Consider the following 17,493-nt stretch of genomic DNA (forward strand, 5'->3'; position numbering starts at 1 on the left):
AAGAAAGGAATCAAAATGCCAAACTTAGTTTTAGAATATTCCAACTCGGTTGATGAGCGTGTGAATGTTCAAGGCCTATTAGAAGACTTACATAAAGTGACTTTAGATAGTGGTTTGTTTGAGCTGGCGTCAGTTAAGTCTCGTGCACTTCGTTGCCACAATTGGCTGGTCGGGGAAGAGGGCGATAGTGTGGACTTTATTCATATCAACTTTGATTTGCTCGCAGGAAGAAGCCCTGAACAGAAGCGGGAATTATCAAGAGCACTGATGGTAGTACTGCAAGAGCAAGCGAGCCATGTTCGCAGTTTGACCGTGAATGTTCGAGATATGGATATTGATTGCTTCCAGAAGGTGGTAAATTAGACACACTAGATTTACTTAGTGCGGCCAAGGAGTTGTCGCACTTTCAATATGTTGAGTGTTTCGATGTCGATTAAAGAATTACTGTTTTCTTTCCAAGGTCGTATAGGCCGTAAAACTTACTGGATGTGGAATATCATCTACTACATCATGATCTTGGGCTTCGGTGCGGGCATCAGTAAGTTGTTCCCTGCTTTTTCTTATATTCTTCTGCCTATCTTCTTACTGATTCTTCTTATCCCAGACTTAGCTATCACCACTAAGCGCTGGCATGACCGTAATAAGTCGATTTACTGGCTAGCGTTAAACATCCCGTTGATCATTGGTCGAGTTGCAACGCCGATGACCAATCCAGCAGCACAAGACCCATCAACACCGCAAATGATGATTGCTTCTATTTCTCTGATATGTGGCCTATGGATTCTGGTTGAGTGTGGTTTCTTGAAAGGTACGGCAGGTCAAAACAACTACGGCCCTGAGCCGAAGTAAGGTCCTTGGGTTCCGAACTCGTTGGACGTAGATTCTTAGTCTCGCTGAAGCTCGCTAGAATGACGGATTTCTTTTATTTAATAGTAAGTTAAATTAACCGTCATTCTGAACAGCGAGGGACGAGCGTGATTCAGAATCTACTCACCGAGTGCTCCGAGTTTGAAGTAATCTTACTTTGCCGGTGGGTCACAATAGGAAACCAGCAACAAGTCATTAAGGAGAATGAACCATCGACAAGGTACCTTGCGTTTATATCCTAACTTCAAAAAATAACTCAGTTCTCTACATTGGTGTTACCAGCCAACTAGCCCAAAGAATATGGCAGCATAAAAACGGAGTCGTTGAGGGTTTTACCAAGAAATATCACGTTCACAAGCTTGTTTATTTTGAGTTGTTCGAAGATATGGCAACTGCCATAAACCGAGAACAGCAGCTGAAACAATGGAAACGAGAGTGGAAGTTAGATTTAATAAGAAAAACGAATCCTGACTTTCTCGATTTATCCAATGAGTTTTAGTAAAAATCACCTCTATCTTTAAACGCTCTCAACTCCACTACATCGGCTTTGTTAGTTGAAGTAGTTTCTCCCTGCAATGCCTCTCTAAATTTCACCACCTGTTTTTGTAGCTCATTCATCAATGCGACATTGGTGTGGTTTGGGTTTTTGCAGTTGTGGATGACTCTATCTATGTGGCTTTGTTGCGCCCATAATCTTGGCTGCATTTGCTCTGAGGCACCTTCTATCATCGCTTTTGCCATATCATGACGAAACTGTTCAAAGGCTTCGGGATCGCGTTCCGCCATTTTTACCATTTCATCGAATGAGGGCAAAACTTGTGGTTTGTGGATGCTTGGCATGGCTATCTCCAAATCCATTGGATGTTGCTCCTAGTTAATAAAAGCTTAATCCATGTAGAAACGGAGATAGAAAGAATTACAACATCGTCTCATTAATAAGAGCGTATGTTCATAGTGAAGTGGAAGAGAATCGAGATATTAGGCTTGAATGCGGTACACGCAGCGACGTTGACCACTGATGATGTGCTCAGCTCGCTCTATTTTGGTGTCACTGCCGAGAAGTGACTGGAAGACGTTGAGCTCAGATTGGCACAAACTTGGGCAGCGAGTCGCGGCTTTACAGATAGGGCAGTGGTTTTCGATGAGAATAAAACCATGCTCATCTTGTTCCAGTTCTGCCATGTAGCCTTCTTGCTCACGCAGAGTAACTAATGTCTTTAGTTTGCTCTCTAGAGAGTCACACTGCTCAAGGTGTTGTTGGTAGTTTTGTAAGGTGAGTTTCTCGCGCTCAGACGTGACTTTTTCCAGCCCATCTTTACCGAAGATATGCTCTACGGCCTCAATAAATTGAATGGTCAGTTCACCGTGGCGATCGGCAAATTGCTCATGACCTTTTTGTGTCAGAGACCAATGACGAGTAGGGCGACCAACTTTGACTTTTACATCATGAATTGACAGGACGCCGTCATCTTCCAAACCTTGCAGATGCTGACGCGCACCCATGGTCGTCATACCCAGTTCAGAAGAGAGTTGTTTCGCGGTGACCGAGCCATCACGCTTAACGATTTGCAAAATCCTATCTACGGTCTTCATATACCCACCATTTATACGTCAGTACATATTATGCGCGATAGGGTTAGTAAAGAAAAGTGTTGACTTAGTTTGTGTGTGGATTTGTTGAATCACAAACAAAAAGGGTTGGCACTTAGCCAACCCTTGCGAATCAATCTACGTCGAGATTAAAGAATAATATCGCGCACTTCAGGGTCTTTACGCTCTAGGTAGTGCGTAGATTTGATGCGACGAATAGTACGACAACGGCCACGGATTAGTAGGGTTTCTGTTGTTGCGATATTGCCTTGGCGAGAGATGCCTTCTAGTAGGTCACCTTTAGTAATACCCGTTGCCGAGAAGACTACGTTGTCGCTGCGCGCCATGTCTTCCATCTTCAATACAACATTCGCTTCTACACCCATCTCTTCACAGCGTTGTAGTTCAGCTGCGCCGTAGATGCGGTTTTCTTCCGTATCACCTTTTACTTCGTGACGAGGAAGAAGACGACCATGCATGTCACCGTCCAGTGCGCGAATCACCGCTGCTGATACTACGCCTTCTGGTGCGCCGCCGATGCAGTACATCATGTCTACTTCGCTATCAGGCATACAAGTTAGGATTGAAGCAGCTACATCACCGTCTGGCACAGCGAATACGCGAACGCCCATTGCTTGCATCTCTGCGATCACTTTATCGTGACGAGGCTTCGCAAGCGTAATAACGACTAGCGTATCAAGAGGCTTGTTCAGTGCTTTTGCTACGTTTTCTAGGTTTTCTTTAAGTGGCTTACCTAGGTCGATAACGCCTTTTGCACCTGGACCAACAACCAGTTTTTCCATGTACATGTCTGGCGCTTTCAGGAAGCTGCCTTTCTCACCCGCTGCCAATACTGCTAGGGCGTTAGATTGACCCATTGCAGTCATGCGTGTGCCTTCGATTGGGTCTACAGCGATATCGACTTCGTCGCCACCAATACCCACTTGCTCACCGATGTACAGCATTGGTGCATCATCGATTTCACCTTCACCAATAACGATTTCACCACTGATGTCTGTTTTGTTCAGTAGGGTGCGCATCACTTCAACTGCAGCACCGTCCGCTGCGTTTTTGTCGCCACGGCCAAGCCATTTGTAACCAGCCAAAGCGGCACCTTCAGTAACACGGGAAAATGCCATTGCTAAATCGCGTTTCATGATGTCTCCAAGTAACAAGAGGGAAGAATAATTTGCGCGGCGATTTTAACACATCGTCAGTTAAACGTTTGCCTTTTTGCTGAGCTTTTACTTTAACTAAGTTGAATTTGATCAATACTTGGGTGAGTTTATGGGGTAGTGATGGGAAAATACATTGCTCAAAAATGCTTCGAGGATAAGAAAAGTCAGCGTTTAGTGAGATTGCGCTGATTTTTTAACCGAATGATGCAAAATATCGAATATAGTAAGTGTTTCTCATCGCTACGCTGAGTAGAATGAACCTCATAGGTAAGGTGCAAGCGAACGCTCGCGCATCGTCCCACGGAATAACAATAGGTAGGCCAAGATGTCTTTTGAAGTACTAGAACAACTAGAAGCGAAAATTCAAACTGCAGTTGACACAATCACTCTTCTTCAGATGGAAGTTGAAGAGCTGAAAGAAGACAAAGTGAAATTAGAAGCTGAAGCTAACGAAATGCGTTCTCAACGTGAAGAGCTTGAGCAAAAATCTCAGCAAGCTCAACAAGAGCATGCTCAGTGGCAAGAGCGCATTCGTGCACTACTTGGCAAGATGGACGAAGTGGAATAATCCACTTAAGTATCCAGAATCAAAAACACCCGCTTCGGCGGGTGTTTGCGTATTTGGCGATGATTTTTTAGCGGTGGAGTTAGTCGCTAATCATGGAGTGAGGTTAGTTTAAACCTTCCTCAGCTTCGTCTTCTTCATCGAGCTCTAAATCTACATTGAGAGGCTCAGGTGAGAGAATGATGCCAGTGCTATCTGCATAGATGTAATCTTCAGGTAGGAAGCTAACACCGCCGAAGTTAACCGGGACGTCGATCTCACCAATACCTTGGCTTGCTGCCCCTACAGGGATAGATGCGAGTGCTTGAATGCCAAGATTCATGTCTTCCAGTTCGTCCACTTCACGGACGCAACCGTAAACGACAATTCCTTCCCATTCGTTTTCTTCTGCAAGCGTTGCGATTTCTGCATCGATTAAGGCTCTGCGTAGGGAACCGCCACCATCAATCAACAATACTCGTCCGATACCATCTTGTTCTAACGTTTCGCGGATCAGTGCGTTGTCTTCAAAGCACTTAACTGTCGTCACTTGCCCGGCAAACGACGCTCGACCGCCAAAGTTACTGAACATTGGTTCAACTACATCTACCTGATCAAGATAGATATCACAGAGTGCTGAGGTATTGTATTCCATAGCGTACCTTTCTAAACAGAAACTGTTGTCTTTGAGTATATCTAGGCATTAAGTCAATGCAATGACAATCCTTTTTTAACTCATCAGAGTTTGAGCTACCACAATTGTTGCAAATAAAACGTTAGTGACCAGTGAGCACTTCACAACAACTGGCATCATAGGTGCGATTTGCGCTGGCTTCTCGGTATCCCAAACCGCTTTACCGTGATGAGCCACCACGTAAATGCTGATCAAGAAGGGCAGGCTAATCCACACTGGCTTGTCTTGAATAAGCAGGTAAGCCGCGAAAGCCAATAGGGCACCACCAAGTAAAATGAAGTGGTATTGCTTTGCTTTGCGTTGGCCAAGTCGAACAGCCATGGTGCGCTTACCACATTCGCTGTCGTTCTCGATATCACGCATGTTGTTGATGTTCAGCACTGCTACCGCTAGCAAGCCACAGCCCAATGCAGGTAAGAACAATGTCGCATCCACATGACCGGTGTGCAGGAAGTAGGTACCAGACACACCAAGTAAACCAAAGAAGATGAAAACGGACAGGTCGCCTAAGCCGACGTAACCGTATGGCTTGCTACCCATGGTGTAAGCAATCGCCGCGATAATGGCAAGTATGCCTAAGCCGATAAAGGTAATGATGCTTTCAAAAGAACTCAGTGCGTAAAACACCAGGGTTAAGCCAGCAATTGCCGTCAGAATGATGTTGAAGATGATCGCGACTTTCATTTGCTGTGCTGTGACTGCGCCAGACTGCATTGCGCGCTGAGGGCCTAAACGGTTGTCGTTATCCGTGCCTTGCACTGCATCGCCGTAGTCGTTCGCAAGGTTCGACAAAATTTGCAGTAGGGTTGCCGTGACAAACGCCATAATGGCAATCGTCAGCGAGAAGTGTCCCGCAGAGTAGGCGAGTACGCTACCGGTCAAAATAGACACCAGTGCGAGGGGTAATGTTTTTGGGCGAGCGGCTTCAAGCCAGATCTGCAATGATTGTTTCATGGATATTTCGTGCTAGTAACCAATGTGCCCAGTATAAGCACAAAGCGCTCAATACGCTATTGACCTAAAGCAAGTCAATTAAGAGTCAAAGGGTTACGGAGAAGGAACACAGTTTCCATATTTGAGGCATTAAAAAGGCTCTTTTGGGGAAGTGGACGGCGCACGTTGTTATTAGATCCTTAGTCTCGCTTGAGCTCGCTAGGATGACGAACTCTTTTGATTTAGAACTTGTTAAAGTCACCGTTATTCTGAACGAAAAAGCCCAGAAGCATCGTTCTGGGCTTTTGGTATCTATAGAGCGTTATTAAAGAATAAAGCGGCTTAGATCTTCATCTTCAATCGTATCGCCTAGGCGGTCTTTCACGTAAGCTGCGTTGATGACGAACTTCTCACCGGCTTTTTCAGTCGCGTCGTAAGAAATCTCATCCATCAGACGCTCCATCACAGTGTGTAGACGACGCGCACCAATATTCTCAGTGGTTTCGTTTACTGTCCATGCCGCTTCCGCGATTTGCGTGATGCCGTCTTCCGTGAACTCAACATCTACGCTCTCTGTTTTCATCAGTGCAATGTACTGTTCTGTCAGAGATGCTTTTGGCTCGGTTAGGATGCGTTTGAAATCGTTGCTGCTTAGCGCTTCAAGTTCTACGCGGATTGGTAGACGACCTTGCAGTTCTGGGATCAGATCAGAAGGCTTCGCTACTTGGAATGCGCCAGATGCCACAAATAAGATATGGTCAGTTTTCACCATACCGTGCTTCGTTGATACCGTGCTACCCTCGATTAGCGGTAGTAGGTCACGCTGAACACCTTCACGAGAAACATCAGGACCAGAGCTTTCACCGCGCTTACAAATCTTGTCGATTTCGTCGATGAATACGATGCCGTTGTTCTCTACGTTGAAGATTGCAGACTCTTTCAGCTCTTCTTGGTTGACCAGTTTCGCTGCTTCTTCTTCTGCCAACGCTTTCATTGCGTCTTTGATTTTCAGCTTGCGTTTCTTCTTCGTGTCACCAGCTAGGTTTTGGAACATGCCTTGTAGCTGGTTGGTCATTTCTTCCATACCAGGAGGCGCCATGATCTCTACACCCATTTGCGGTGCAGCTACGTCGATGTCGATTTCTTTGTCATCTAGCTGGCCTTCACGCAGTTTCTTGCGGAAGATTTGACGCGTGTTCGATGTGTCTTCTTTTTGCTCAGATTGACCCCAAGCATCGCGAGCTGGTGGAAGTAGAGCATCAAGAATACGCTCTTCCGCTTGCTCTTCTGCACGGAATTTTACTTTTTCCATCGCTTGTTGGTGGGTCATCTTCACTGCAACATCGGTAAGGTCGCGGATGATGGTTTCCACTTCTTTACCTACGTAACCCACTTCCGTGAACTTAGTTGCTTCTACTTTAATGAATGGTGCATTTGCCAGTTTAGCAAGACGACGTGCGATCTCAGTTTTACCTACACCAGTAGGACCAATCATTAGAATGTTCTTTGGCGTTACTTCAACACGCAAGCTTTCTTCAAGCTGCATGCGACGCCAGCGGTTACGTAGTGCAATCGCAACCGAACGTTTTGCTTTGTCTTGACCAATGATGTGGCGGTTCAGTTCATGAACGATTTCGCGAGGAGTCATTTCAGACATATTCTTTCCTTACTTCGTTACGATTGCTCTTAAGCTGTTGGCTTAGGGAGCTCTACTGTAGATTCTAGTTCTTCTACAGTGTGGTGATGGTTGGTGAATACACAGATGTCGCCAGCAATGTTCAATGCTTTTTCCGCGATTTCACGCGCGTCTAGATCTGTGTTTTCTAATAGGGCTGTTGCTGCAGCTTGCGCGTAAGCACCGCCAGAGCCAATCGCGATCAGATCGTTTTCTGGCTGTACCACATCACCGTTACCCGTGATGATCAATGAAGCGGTTTCATCTGCTACTGCCAGTAGGGCTTCTAGTTTGCGAAGTGCGCGGTCGCTACGCCAATCTTTTGCTAGCTCTACAGCTGCCTTTGTTAAATGGCCTTGGTGCATTTGCAGCTTGCTTTCGAAGCGCTCGAATAAGGTGAAGGCATCTGCTGTACCGCCAGCGAAGCCTGCAAGCACTTGGTTGTTGTATAGGCGGCGAACTTTGCGCGCGTTGCCTTTCATTACGGTATTGCCTAGCGACACTTGGCCATCACCCGCGATGACGACTTTATTGTTTCGACGTACAGATACAATGGTAGTCACAGTCGACCTCTTAATTATTTCTCTTTGGATTTAATTAAGTATATGGGGCAAATGAATTGTGGATTCAAGGGGAAGTTGTTTTTCGATGATAGACAGAGTGTTTTGTCTTTCTGAACGAGAATGAGAGCAATGGCGTTGGAGGAGATAAGGCGTTGTGTTGACGTATTATCTGTGTCATTGCCTAGAGTGAAGCATAAACGAGTAGGGAATCTCGCTTTCCTGCCCTTTAGCTAAAAGAAAAGACCAACCGATCGCTCGGTTGGCCTCCGTATTTCATCGAACTGTGAGAATTATAGATTCTCTTTCCAAATAGCACATGGCTCGATCTTCGCGCGTTGCAGTTTGTGGCGATCTTTTTCTGCATCTCGTTTGAACTTGTATGGACCAAGAACAACGCGATACCAAGAGCTGCCTTCTTTCTTAATGACTCGGCTCGTCATGCCCTGGAAGGCGATAGCTAGCTTACGCTCTTCGGCTTGGCTTTGTTTTTTGTAAGCGCCACACTGCATCACGTAAGGTACTTTGGATACTTGAATTTCTTTCGCAACGACTTCCACTTCACGCTGCGGTAAAGATTCCACGTACTCCCACTTTTCTTCTGGTGGAGGTGGGATGTCTTTCTTCGCTTTTGGTTTGGTAGTGTTCGTTACGGGCTTTTCAACCACAACAGTTTGCTCAGGTTCTGGATCTGAGCTTAACAAATACAGTCCATAGCCAAAGCCGCCCACGAGCAAGATTGCCAGTAGACCACTACGCCAAGGTTTTTTTCTTGAAGGTTGTTTTTTTGTAGACTTTTTCGGAGCGCCGCGTCCGCGTCTTACATAATCTCTATTTGCCACGGTTACTTCAGGTCATCAAGGATTCTGGCAAATATGTTAATCCAGAACGCAATGAGAAAACACCCTATTCGAACATTCTTGTTAGCTACGTACAGGAAAGTAGGCATAAAAAAGCGACGCCAGAAGCATCGCTTTCATGTTTATTTACCGATTAACGCAATGGCGGTGGCGCTGCGCTGCCACGAACAACTAACTTAGTCTCTAGCAAACGAGAGCCGGAATGAACGTCATGGCCTTTCAATAGTTCAAGCATCATCAACATTGCTTGACGACCGATCTCATAACGAGGTTGGGAGATAGTCGTTAACGGAGGATCGCAGTATTGTGCGAACTGAATGTCATCAAAGCCCACGATCGATAAATCTTGAGGAATACGTAAACCTAGACGTTTCGCTTCTTGAATAGCACCGATCGCCATGGTGTCACAGTGACAGAAGAGTGCGGTTGGCGGTTCCGGTAACTCAAGAAGTTTACGGACTGCTTGCACGCCGCCTTCAAAAGAAAAGTCTGCGATTACGCTGTACTGTTCTTCTTTATTAATGCCTGCGCGACGGAGTGCTTGCTGGTAACCCTGTTGGCGGAACTGACAAAGTACCGCAGTGTCTGGACCAGAGATTTGAGCAATACGCTTATGGCCAAGTTGAGTCAGGTAATTTACAGCCTCGAACGCAGAAGTAAGGTTATCGATGTGCACCGTTGGCAATTCAAGTTCTGGTGCGAACTCACACGCCATCACCATAGGTGGTAGGTTTTTCTGTTCCGGCTTGCTGACATCAAAAGGCAGGTCGGTTCCGAGAAGCAGCATGCCATCAGCTTGCTTGGTGAAGACTAAGTTTACAAATGAGCTTTCACGCTTTTTCTGCTGACCGCTATCACCAAGTAGAACAAGGTAACCGTGTTCCATTGCTGCGTCTTCAATGCCGCGAATAATCTCAGAGAAGTACGGGTCGCAAATGTCTGGGACGATAGTGACAATGGTTTTTGATTCATTTCTGCGTAAGTTACGAGCTAATGAATTCGGTGAATAACCAGCTTCTAGTACGGCATCTTCCACTCTCTTTCTTGTCGATGAAGAGACTTTTTCTGGATTCATCAATGCTCGCGATACCGTAGCAGTAGATACCCCTGCAAGCTGGGCAACATCCTTCATTGTCGCCATAGTTTTTACCCTCTTAAAATAATTGCCAAGATGACGTTCATCATTTTTCTAATTGAAGTCTATGTGACTGATCCACTTTAGACTTTACTAATTTGAATAGTCTATTCATTTCTAAAGGGAAAGTTACGGTCTGTTTAACAAAAATTGCAATCCTAATGAGAACTCCATCACATTAAAAGGTAATTCATTACATAGTTAAACGTTTGCTAGCTGAGATCCTGTGGTTCTATGTCTAAATTCCAGCGGACTTTCTTGGCATTTGGCAACAACTCAATAGCAGGTTTGGCACTGGTTAATAACTTTTGCATCAATGAGCGATGTTGAGTTTGCAGTAAAAGCTGCCAACGATACTTACCGGCACGCTTAGCCAAAGGTGATGGTGTTGGGCCTAACACCATACAAGAATCATCGAACAGCGGGTGTGATTCCAGAGTAAAACGAACCTGACGCAAAAAGTCCTCAACTACTTCGCTTTGGTTGGCTTCTGCCTTAAACAAGGTTAAGAAACTATAGGGTGGAAGCTGAGCAAGTTTGCGCTCTTCCAACGCTGTCATAGCAAAGTGACGATAGTCTTTCTGAAGCAGGGCTTGCAGTAAGCTGTGTTCAGGGTGGTGAGTTTGAAGAATCACTTCACCGGGTTTACTTGCACGCCCTGCACGCCCCGCAACCTGAATAAATAGCTGAGCAAGTCTTTCGGAGGCGCGGAAGTCGCTACTATATAGAGAGCCATCGACATCCAATAGTGCAACAAGGGTGACATTAGGGAAGTGGTGGCCTTTCGCCAACATCTGAGTCCCTATCAATATTTGGTATTCACCTTTACGAATTGACTCGAGCGCATCTTCCAAGCTGCCTTTACGGCGAGTACTGTCTCTATCAATACGAATTGCTTTGTATTCAGGGAACAGCTCTGCCAATTGCAGCTCAAGTTGTTCAGTGCCCACGCCAACCGTCACTAGCTGGGTAGAGCCACAGCCCTGACATTGATGAATTACCGGTTGTTGTGAGCCACAGTGATGGCAGCGAATCTCATTGCTGTATTGATGGAACGTATAATAAGCATCGCAACGTTTACATTCCGCAATCCAACCACATTCATGGCACATTAAGGCAGGGGAAAAGCCTCGACGGTTTAGGAACAACATCACTTGGTTGCCAGCTTTAAGGTGTTTACGCATTTCAGCAATTAAAGGTGCGGACAAACCACTGTCTAAATAAAGCCCTTTAACATCGAGTACTTTGTTGTTGGTAGGTACCGCAGAGCCAGCACGCTGAGTCAACGTTAAGTGATGGTATTTGCCCGATAGCGCATTATGCAGCGTTTCTAAAGCTGGTGTGGCTGAGCCAAGAACAATAGGCACTTGCTCCTTGTGCGCGCGCATGACTGCGACATCACGAGCGTGGTAGCGCAAACTGTCTTGTTGCTTATAAGAGGAGTCGTGTTCTTCATCGACAATAATGATGCCCAGATCCGCAAAGGGAGTGAGTAGGGCAGAGCGAGTACCAATAATAATACCAGCTGCTTTATCTCGTGCAGATAGCCAAGCATTGAGACGCTCGGTGTCATTTAACCCAGAGTGGATGACATCAACAGGCACGTTAAATCGATGTTTAAAGCGGTTGATGGTTTGTGGAGTTAAGCCAATTTCGGGTACTAAAACCAAAGCTTGCTTGCCTTGCTCAAGAACTGGCCTGATTAGGTTCAAGTAAACTTCGGTTTTACCAGAGCCCGTCACACCCTCTAATAAATAGCAGGCAAAACCTGTTTGGCTATTTACGCTGGCAATAGCAAGCGCTTGCTCGTGGTTGAGTTTTGGTTTTTCGACGTCATGTTCAACCTGCGTGCTCCACTTAGTTACCGTAGGCTTTTTCTCTATGCGTTCAACCCAGCCTTTTTCTTCCAAAGACTTAAGTACCGCAGAACCTATCTCTGTATCAATAAACTCTTGGTGTGGGACGGCACCGTTGACCAACATCTGCAAAGTGCGTTGTTGTTTGACCGCCCGCCCAAGCCCCTGCATTAACTTGTCTTTGCCCGATGCGGTGATTTGCCACTCTTGTAATGTGGCGAAATCCGCAGGTTTACCCTTTCGCAGAGCGGCTGGCATAGCATTGTGCAAAGTGTCCCCAAGAGGGTACTGATAAAATTGGCTACACCAAATTAATAAAGAATAAAGTTTCTCTGGCCAAACCGGTTGTGCATCCAAGACGGCTTTAATTGGCTTTAGTTGTTCTTTAGGAAAGTCTGAATGATTGACCATCGCTGTGACAACACCAACCAAGGTTTGTCGGCCGAAAGGAACAGAAACACGCCCTCCAATCACCGGAAACAGGTGCCCAGGAATGACATAGTCAAACTGTTTGTCTAGAGGGACCGGTAGTGCCACTCGGGCGATGGATGGACGCATAGAATCTTTACTATATAAAAGAGGGAAGAGAGGTATAGTCTATTAAAACGCGGTGAAAAATTCGAGCGCTGCGCATTTTTGGGGAAGTGATTGCTCTCAGTACTAAAGTACTGGTGAAAAAAGTGGCGAAAAAGTTGCCAAATGTGTTGATCCTAGCTTAGCGATTCATTAGTATACTGCGCCTTGAGATATGGCTTCGGCAAATGGTCGATGCGGTATCGCATTTTATTATTAATTACGTGTGGTGTGCGGCTTAGATTCGTATAGCGACACGGCCTACATTGAGGTTATCCCATGAAAGCTGGTATCCACCCAGAATACAAAGCAGTAACTGCTACTTGTTCTTGCGGCAACTCTTTCGAGTTCAACTCTACTCTAGGTAAAGATTCTATCCACCTAGACGTATGTGACAAGTGTCACCCATTCTACACTGGTAAGCAACGTATCGTTGATACAGGCGGCCGTGTTGATCGCTTCAACAAGCGTTTCGGTGCACTATCAAGCGGTAAGAAATAATAGCAGACGCTATTACGATTACAGTTTAAAAAAGGACGCTTCGGCGTCCTTTTTGTTTATGGCTCAATGAAGAATTCGAATGGTTAATTTTTGTTCGATTATTTTTCATCCAGGTCTTGCATCCTAAAGTGTGATCTGTATAATGCAGCGCACTGGTTAAGCCAGTTGTGAACCAATGAGCAGTGAGGAGCGAGTAAATCTTCGGATTTGCGAGGTAATGTAGACTCAGCTTATGTTCGCGGTTAATACAATTAGCTATCTTTTCTTCGGAAAAACTATCCCCAGACGTGACTCTGGCATATAGGGGTAGTTAATCGAAAATTAACTGACAATGTGTCCTAATCTTGGACGCTACGGTTTCACATAAATCAATCGGCATTCTCTCGTCTTGACGAGTCTGAGTGGCGATATTGTTTGTGTAATTTTTAATATTGGAGCTCTGTCTCATGCAGAACCAACGTATCCGTATCCGCCTAAAAGCTTTCGATTACAAACTAATCGATGCTTCTACAGCGGAAATCGTTGAAACAGCTAAGCGCACTGGCGCACAGGTTCGTGGTCCAATCCCACTACCTACTCGTAAAGAGCGTTTCACAGTTCTTATCTCTCCACACGTTAACAAGAAAGCACGTGACCAGTACGAAATTCGTACTCACAAGCGTCTAATCGACATCGTTGAGCCAACAGACAAAACTGTTGATGCTCTAATGCGTCTAGACCTTGCTGCGGGCGTTGACGTTCAAATTAGCCTAGGTTAAGGGAGATTAGAAGAATGATTGGTCTAATCGGTCGTAAAGTGGGCATGACCCGCGTATTTACTGAAGACGGCGTTTCTATCCCAGTAACAGTTGTTGAAGTTGAAGCAAACCGTGTATCTCAAGTTAAAACTCTTGAGACAGATGGCTACGCTGCAATCCAGGTAACTGCTGGTTCTAAGAAAGCTAACCGCGTAAACAAAGCTGAAGCAGGTCACTTTGCTAAAGCTGGCGTTGAAGCTGGTCGTGGTCTTTGGGAATTCCGTTTGGAAAACGGTGAAGAGTTTGCAGTTGGCGCTGAGCTAACAGTTGAACTATTCAACGAAACTAAGAAAGTAGACGTTACTGGTACATCTAAAGGTAAAGGTTTCCAAGGCGCTGTTAAGCGTTGGAACTTCCGTACTCAAGATATGACTCACGGTAACTCATTGTCTCACCGTGCACCGGGTTCAATTGGCCAATGTCAAACTCCAGGTCGCGTATTTAAAGGCAAGAAAATGGCAGGTCACATGGGTGCTGAGCGTGTAACGACTCAAAACCTAGAGATCGTACGTGTTGACGCTGAGCGCAATCTGCTTCTTATCAAAGGTGCAGTACCAGGCTCAACAGGTGGCAACGTGATCGTTAAACCAGCTGTTAAAGCATAACGTCTCAGGAGTAAGTAATGGAACTAATGGTTAAAGGTGCTGATGCACTAACTGTTTCCGAAACTACTTTCGGACGTGAGTTTAACGAAGCTCTTGTACACCAAGTAGTTGTTGCATTTGCAGCAGGTGCTCGTCAAGGTACTCGTGCTCAAAAAACACGTTCAGAAGTTTCTGGCGGTGGCGCTAAGCCATGGCGTCAAAAAGGTACTGGCCGTGCGCGTGCTGGTACAATCCGTAGCCCAATCTGGCGTACAGGTGGTGTTACTTTTGCTGCGAAACCACAAGATCACAGCCAAAAAGTAAACAAAAAAATGTACCGCGGTGCTATGAAGAGCATTCTTTCTGAGCTAGTTCGTCAAGAGCGTCTAATCGTTGTTGATAACTTCTCAGTTGAAGCGCCAAAGACTAAAGAGCTAGTTGCTAAGCTTAAAGAGCTTGAGCTAACTGACGCTCTAATCGTGACTAGCGAAGTAGATGAGAATCTATTCCTAGCTGCTCGTAACCTATACAAAGTTGACGCACGTGACGTTGCTGGTATCGATCCAGTTTCACTAATCGCGTTCGACAAAGTTGTAATGACTGCAGAAGCAGTTAAGCAAGTTGAGGAGATGCTAGCATGATCACTGAAGAGCGTATCCTAAAAGTTCTACGTGCTCCGCACATCTCTGAAAAAGCAACTATGGCAGCTGAGAAAGCGAACACTATCGTTTTCAAAGTAGCTAAAGATGCAACTAAAAAAGAGATCAAAGCAGCTGTAGAAAAGCTTTTTGAAGTTGAAGTTAAGTCTGTAAATACTCTTATCACTAAGGGTAAGACCAAACGTCAAGGTCTACGCCAAGGTCGCCGCAGCGACGTTAAGAAAGCGTACGTTACTTTGAAAGAAGGTCAAGATCTTGACTTCGTTGGCGGCGCGGAATAACAGGAGTAGTTAAGAATGGCTATTGTTAAATGTAAGCCGACTTCCCCTGGTCGTCGTCACGTTGTTAAAGTTGTTAACGCTGACCTACACAAGGGCAAGCCATACGCACCTCTTCTAGAGAAAAACTCTAAGAACGGTGGTCGTAACAACAACGGTCGTATCACAGTACGTCACATCGGCGGTGGTCACAAGCACCACTACCGTGTAGTTGACTTCAAACGTACTAAAGATGGCATCCCAGCGAAAGTTGAGCGTCTAGAATACGATCCAAACCGTAGCGCAAACATTGCTCTAGTTCTTTACAAAGACGGTGAGCGTCGCTACATCCTAGCACCTAAAGGTGTTAACGCGGGTGATGTTATCCAATCTGGTGTTGATGCACCGATTAAAGCGGGTAACACTCTACCAATGCGTAACATCCCAGTAGGTTCAACTGTACACAACGTTGAACTAAAACCTGGTAAAGGTGGTCAGCTAGCTCGTTCGGCTGGTGCTTACGCTCAAATCGTTGCTCGCGACGGTGCGTACGTAACTATCCGTCTACGTTCTGGCGAAATGCGCAAAGTTCTTTCTGAAGGCCGTGCAACAATCGGTGAAGTTGGTAACTCTGAGCACATGCTACGTGAACTTGGTAAAGCTGGTGCTTCACGCTGGCGCGGCGTACGTCCAACCGTACGTGGTGTAGTAATGAACCCGGTTGACCACCCACACGGTGGTGGTGAAGGTCGTACTTCTGGTGGCCGTCACCCAGTATCTCCTTGGGGTATGCCTACTAAAGGCTTCAAGACTCGTAAGAACAAACGCACTGACAAGTACATCGTACGTCGTCGTAACAAGTAATCTATATAAAGAGGAATCGCCATGCCACGTTCTCTCAAGAAAGGTCCTTTTATTGACCTACACTTGCTGAAGAAGGTAGAGAAAGCGGTGGAAAGCGGAGACAAAAAGCCTATTAAGACTTGGTCCCGTCGTTCAATGATCATCCCTACGATGATCGGTTTGACCATCGCTGTCCATAATGGTCGTCAGCACGTACCAGTTTTCGTAACCGAAGAAATGATCGGTCACAAACTAGGTGAATTCGCACCAACACGTACTTACCGCGGTCACGCTGCGGATAAGAAAGCTAAGAAGCGTTAAGGAGTAAATAATGGAAGCTATTGCTAAACATAACTTTGCTCGCATTTCGCCTCAGAAAGCTCGCTTAGTTGCGGATCTAATTCGTGGTAAATCTGTTGACCAAGCTCTAGAAATTCTAACGTTCAGCAACAAAAAAGCTGCTGCTCTAGTTAAGAAAGTTCTAGAGTCTGCTATCGCTAACGCGGAGCACAACGAAGGTGCAGATATTGACGATCTGAATGTCGCAAAAATCTTTGTAGATGAAGGCCCAACCATGAAGCGTATTATGCCTCGTGCTAAAGGTCGTGCGGATCGTATCTTGAAGCGTTCAAGCCACATCACTGTTGTTGTAGCAGATCGCTAGAGACTAGGAGAGTAAGCAATGGGTCAAAAAGTACATCCTAATGGTATTCGTCTTGGCATCGTTAAGCCTTGGAATGCTACATGGTTTGCTAACACCAAAGATTTCGCTGACAACCTAGACGGCGACTTCAAGGTACGTCAGTTCCTAACTAAGGAACTACAAAAAGCATCTCTTTCACGTATCGTTATCGAGCGTCCTGCTAAGAGCATCCGTGTGACTATTCACACTGCTCGTCCAGGCGTTGTAATCGGTAAGAAAGGTGAAGACGTTGAGAAACTACGTGCAGCTGTAGCTAAAATTGCAGGTGTACCAGCTCAAATTAACATCGCTGAAGTACGCAAGCCTGAGCTTGATGCACAGCTTGTTGGTGACAGCATCGCGTCTCAACTAGAGCGTCGTGTTATGTTCCGTCGTGCTATGAAGCGCGCGGTACAAAACGCAATGCGTCTAGGTGCTAAAGGCATCAAAGTGGAAGTAAGCGGTCGTCTAGGCGGCGCTGAAATCGCACGTTCTGAGTGGTACCGTGAAGGTCGTGTACCTCTACACACTCTACGTGCAGACATTGATTACGCAACTTCTTCGGCTCACACTCAATACGGTGTGATCGGCATTAAAACTTGGATCTTCAAAGGTGAGATCCTAGGTGGTATGCCAGCAGCTAACGCTGTAGAGCCTAAAGGCGACAAGCCTAAGAAGCAGCGTAAAGGCCGTAAGTAAGGAGTC

General features: G+C 45.8%; 22 protein-coding genes and 1 pseudogene. 13 read left to right on the forward strand and 10 right to left on the reverse strand.

The features are described from left to right. Positions 1-15: 15 nt before the first annotated feature. The 3 genes from KIT90_RS06420 to KIT90_RS06430 all read left to right on the forward strand — a co-directional run bounded on the left by KIT90_RS06420 (position 16) and on the right by KIT90_RS06430 (position 1,366). Entirely contained in the window at positions 16-363 is a 348-nt protein-coding gene (locus KIT90_RS06420) for a 5-carboxymethyl-2-hydroxymuconate Delta-isomerase (RefSeq protein ID WP_005428160.1), read from the forward strand. Between the two features lie 63 nt (positions 364-426). Beyond that, positions 427-849, forward strand: coding sequence for a DUF805 domain-containing protein (locus tag KIT90_RS06425; RefSeq protein ID WP_005442827.1), 423 nt, complete (start codon positions 427-429; stop codon positions 847-849). 253 nt (positions 850-1,102) lie between these two features. Continuing rightward, positions 1,103-1,366 (forward strand): GIY-YIG nuclease family protein, encoded by a 264-nt coding sequence (locus tag KIT90_RS06430; protein ID WP_373417668.1) that lies wholly within the window; start codon positions 1,103-1,105, stop codon positions 1,364-1,366. Here the strand turns inward: KIT90_RS06430 and KIT90_RS06435 are convergent. From KIT90_RS06435 to glpX, 3 genes are all read right to left on the reverse strand, one after another. After that, the gene (locus KIT90_RS06435) at positions 1,363-1,725 is read right to left on the reverse strand and encodes a DUF3135 domain-containing protein (protein ID WP_285375910.1); all 363 of its coding nucleotides are present in this window, start codon (positions 1,723-1,725) and stop codon (positions 1,363-1,365) included. The two genes, KIT90_RS06430 and KIT90_RS06435, sit on opposite strands and share 4 nt — an antisense overlap. Before the next feature lie 120 nt (positions 1,726-1,845). Further along, positions 1,846-2,460, reverse strand: a complete 615-nt coding sequence (locus tag KIT90_RS06440) for a metalloregulator ArsR/SmtB family transcription factor (protein WP_104035042.1) — start codon at positions 2,458-2,460, stop codon at positions 1,846-1,848. A gap of 146 nt (positions 2,461-2,606) precedes the next feature. Continuing rightward, a complete protein-coding gene (gene glpX / locus KIT90_RS06445; protein ID WP_285375914.1) occupies positions 2,607-3,614 on the reverse strand; it encodes a class II fructose-bisphosphatase in 1,008 nt (335 codons plus the stop codon). 346 nt (positions 3,615-3,960) lie between these two features. Here glpX and zapB point away from each other — a divergent pair, with 346 nt between their 5' ends. Then, entirely contained in the window at positions 3,961-4,203 is a 243-nt protein-coding gene (zapB, locus tag KIT90_RS06450) for a cell division protein ZapB (protein ID WP_005435037.1), read from the forward strand. Between the two features lie 103 nt (positions 4,204-4,306). Here the strand turns inward: zapB and rraA are convergent, their stop codons facing one another. From rraA to priA, 7 genes and pseudogenes are all read right to left on the reverse strand, one after another. Continuing rightward, complete coding sequence (rraA, locus tag KIT90_RS06455; RefSeq protein ID WP_285375916.1) at positions 4,307-4,834, reverse strand: ribonuclease E activity regulator RraA; 528 nt, start codon at positions 4,832-4,834, stop codon at positions 4,307-4,309. A 75-nt stretch (positions 4,835-4,909) separates the two neighbouring features. Further along, positions 4,910-5,827: a 1,4-dihydroxy-2-naphthoate polyprenyltransferase gene (locus KIT90_RS06460; RefSeq protein WP_005435047.1), complete on the reverse strand. Its 918-nt coding sequence runs from the start codon at positions 5,825-5,827 to the stop codon at positions 4,910-4,912. Between the two features lie 304 nt (positions 5,828-6,131). Then, the gene (hslU, locus tag KIT90_RS06465; RefSeq protein ID WP_020196516.1) at positions 6,132-7,463 is read right to left on the reverse strand and encodes an HslU--HslV peptidase ATPase subunit; all 1,332 of its coding nucleotides are present in this window, start codon (positions 7,461-7,463) and stop codon (positions 6,132-6,134) included. Between the two features lie 29 nt (positions 7,464-7,492). Further along, positions 7,493-8,044, reverse strand: a complete 552-nt coding sequence (hslV, locus tag KIT90_RS06470) for an ATP-dependent protease subunit HslV (RefSeq protein WP_005435051.1) — start codon at positions 8,042-8,044, stop codon at positions 7,493-7,495. Positions 8,045-8,334: 290 nt separating this feature from the next. Then, the gene (locus KIT90_RS06475; RefSeq protein WP_285375918.1) at positions 8,335-8,883 is read right to left on the reverse strand and encodes an SPOR domain-containing protein; all 549 of its coding nucleotides are present in this window, start codon (positions 8,881-8,883) and stop codon (positions 8,335-8,337) included. Between the two features lie 151 nt (positions 8,884-9,034). Then, positions 9,035-10,045: pseudogene (gene cytR / locus KIT90_RS06480) on the reverse strand (DNA-binding transcriptional regulator CytR); the annotation flags it as partial. Positions 10,046-10,248: 203 nt separating this feature from the next. Next, positions 10,249-12,450 (reverse strand): primosomal protein N', encoded by a 2,202-nt coding sequence (priA, locus tag KIT90_RS06485; protein WP_285375920.1) that lies wholly within the window; start codon positions 12,448-12,450, stop codon positions 10,249-10,251. A 294-nt stretch (positions 12,451-12,744) separates the two neighbouring features. On the opposite strand from priA, the gene rpmE reads away from it, so the two are divergent. The 9 genes from rpmE to rpsC all read left to right on the forward strand — a co-directional run bounded on the left by rpmE (position 12,745) and on the right by rpsC (position 17,487). Further along, positions 12,745-12,966 carry a 50S ribosomal protein L31 gene (gene rpmE, locus KIT90_RS06490; protein WP_005435070.1) on the forward strand — a complete coding sequence of 74 codons (222 nt, stop codon included), beginning with the start codon at positions 12,745-12,747 and terminating at the stop codon, positions 12,964-12,966. A gap of 446 nt (positions 12,967-13,412) precedes the next feature. Further along, on the forward strand, positions 13,413-13,724 hold the full coding sequence (gene rpsJ, locus KIT90_RS06495) for a 30S ribosomal protein S10 (RefSeq protein ID WP_004410492.1): 312 nt from the start codon (positions 13,413-13,415) through the stop codon (positions 13,722-13,724). A gap of 14 nt (positions 13,725-13,738) precedes the next feature. Then, positions 13,739-14,368 (forward strand): 50S ribosomal protein L3, encoded by a 630-nt coding sequence (gene rplC, locus KIT90_RS06500; RefSeq protein ID WP_005435072.1) that lies wholly within the window; start codon positions 13,739-13,741, stop codon positions 14,366-14,368. A gap of 17 nt (positions 14,369-14,385) precedes the next feature. Next, complete coding sequence (rplD, locus tag KIT90_RS06505) at positions 14,386-14,988, forward strand: 50S ribosomal protein L4 (RefSeq protein ID WP_005435074.1); 603 nt, start codon at positions 14,386-14,388, stop codon at positions 14,986-14,988. Continuing rightward, positions 14,985-15,287, forward strand: coding sequence for a 50S ribosomal protein L23 (gene rplW / locus KIT90_RS06510; RefSeq protein WP_004398471.1), 303 nt, complete (start codon positions 14,985-14,987; stop codon positions 15,285-15,287). Before rplD ends, rplW begins: the two co-directional genes overlap by 4 nt. Positions 15,288-15,302: 15 nt before the next feature. Continuing rightward, positions 15,303-16,127 (forward strand): 50S ribosomal protein L2, encoded by an 825-nt coding sequence (gene rplB / locus KIT90_RS06515; protein WP_005435076.1) that lies wholly within the window; start codon positions 15,303-15,305, stop codon positions 16,125-16,127. A 21-nt stretch (positions 16,128-16,148) separates the two neighbouring features. Beyond that, on the forward strand, positions 16,149-16,427 hold the full coding sequence (rpsS, locus tag KIT90_RS06520; protein WP_005435078.1) for a 30S ribosomal protein S19: 279 nt from the start codon (positions 16,149-16,151) through the stop codon (positions 16,425-16,427). 10 nt (positions 16,428-16,437) lie between these two features. Next, positions 16,438-16,770, forward strand: coding sequence for a 50S ribosomal protein L22 (rplV, locus tag KIT90_RS06525; protein WP_005383164.1), 333 nt, complete (start codon positions 16,438-16,440; stop codon positions 16,768-16,770). Positions 16,771-16,788: 18 nt separating this feature from the next. Then, entirely contained in the window at positions 16,789-17,487 is a 699-nt protein-coding gene (rpsC, locus tag KIT90_RS06530) for a 30S ribosomal protein S3 (RefSeq protein ID WP_005435080.1), read from the forward strand. The last annotated feature ends 6 nt before the right edge of the window (positions 17,488-17,493 follow it).

Source organism: Vibrio sp. B172a (assembly GCF_030248355.1).
Lineage (GTDB): Bacteria > Pseudomonadota > Gammaproteobacteria > Enterobacterales > Vibrionaceae > Vibrio > Vibrio owensii.

Bases quoted from the DNA above. Each gene is read 5' to 3' on its own strand.
- KIT90_RS06435 (WP_285375910.1), bottom strand. From the start codon at position 1,725: ATGGATTTGGAGATAGCCATGCCAAGCATCCACAAACCACAAGTTTTG.
- KIT90_RS06420 (WP_005428160.1), top strand. From the start codon at position 16: ATGCCAAACTTAGTTTTAGAATATTCCAACTCGGTTGATGAGCGTGTG.
- priA (WP_285375920.1), bottom strand. From the start codon at position 12,450: ATGCGTCCATCCATCGCCCGAGTGGCACTACCGGTCCCTCTAGACAAA.
- zapB (WP_005435037.1), top strand. From the start codon at position 3,961: ATGTCTTTTGAAGTACTAGAACAACTAGAAGCGAAAATTCAAACTGCA.
- hslU (WP_020196516.1), bottom strand. From the start codon at position 7,463: ATGTCTGAAATGACTCCTCGCGAAATCGTTCATGAACTGAACCGCCAC.
- rraA (WP_285375916.1), bottom strand. From the start codon at position 4,834: ATGGAATACAATACCTCAGCACTCTGTGATATCTATCTTGATCAGGTA.
- rplW (WP_004398471.1), top strand. From the start codon at position 14,985: ATGATCACTGAAGAGCGTATCCTAAAAGTTCTACGTGCTCCGCACATC.
- rplB (WP_005435076.1), top strand. From the start codon at position 15,303: ATGGCTATTGTTAAATGTAAGCCGACTTCCCCTGGTCGTCGTCACGTT.
- rpmE (WP_005435070.1), top strand. From the start codon at position 12,745: ATGAAAGCTGGTATCCACCCAGAATACAAAGCAGTAACTGCTACTTGT.
- KIT90_RS06425 (WP_005442827.1), top strand. From the start codon at position 427: ATGTCGATTAAAGAATTACTGTTTTCTTTCCAAGGTCGTATAGGCCGT.
- rpsC (WP_005435080.1), top strand. From the start codon at position 16,789: ATGGGTCAAAAAGTACATCCTAATGGTATTCGTCTTGGCATCGTTAAG.
- rplD (WP_005435074.1), top strand. From the start codon at position 14,386: ATGGAACTAATGGTTAAAGGTGCTGATGCACTAACTGTTTCCGAAACT.
- rplC (WP_005435072.1), top strand. From the start codon at position 13,739: ATGATTGGTCTAATCGGTCGTAAAGTGGGCATGACCCGCGTATTTACT.
- rplV (WP_005383164.1), top strand. From the start codon at position 16,438: ATGGAAGCTATTGCTAAACATAACTTTGCTCGCATTTCGCCTCAGAAA.
- KIT90_RS06440 (WP_104035042.1), bottom strand. From the start codon at position 2,460: ATGAAGACCGTAGATAGGATTTTGCAAATCGTTAAGCGTGATGGCTCG.
- rpsS (WP_005435078.1), top strand. From the start codon at position 16,149: ATGCCACGTTCTCTCAAGAAAGGTCCTTTTATTGACCTACACTTGCTG.
- KIT90_RS06460 (WP_005435047.1), bottom strand. From the start codon at position 5,827: ATGAAACAATCATTGCAGATCTGGCTTGAAGCCGCTCGCCCAAAAACA.
- rpsJ (WP_004410492.1), top strand. From the start codon at position 13,413: ATGCAGAACCAACGTATCCGTATCCGCCTAAAAGCTTTCGATTACAAA.
- glpX (WP_285375914.1), bottom strand. From the start codon at position 3,614: ATGAAACGCGATTTAGCAATGGCATTTTCCCGTGTTACTGAAGGTGCC.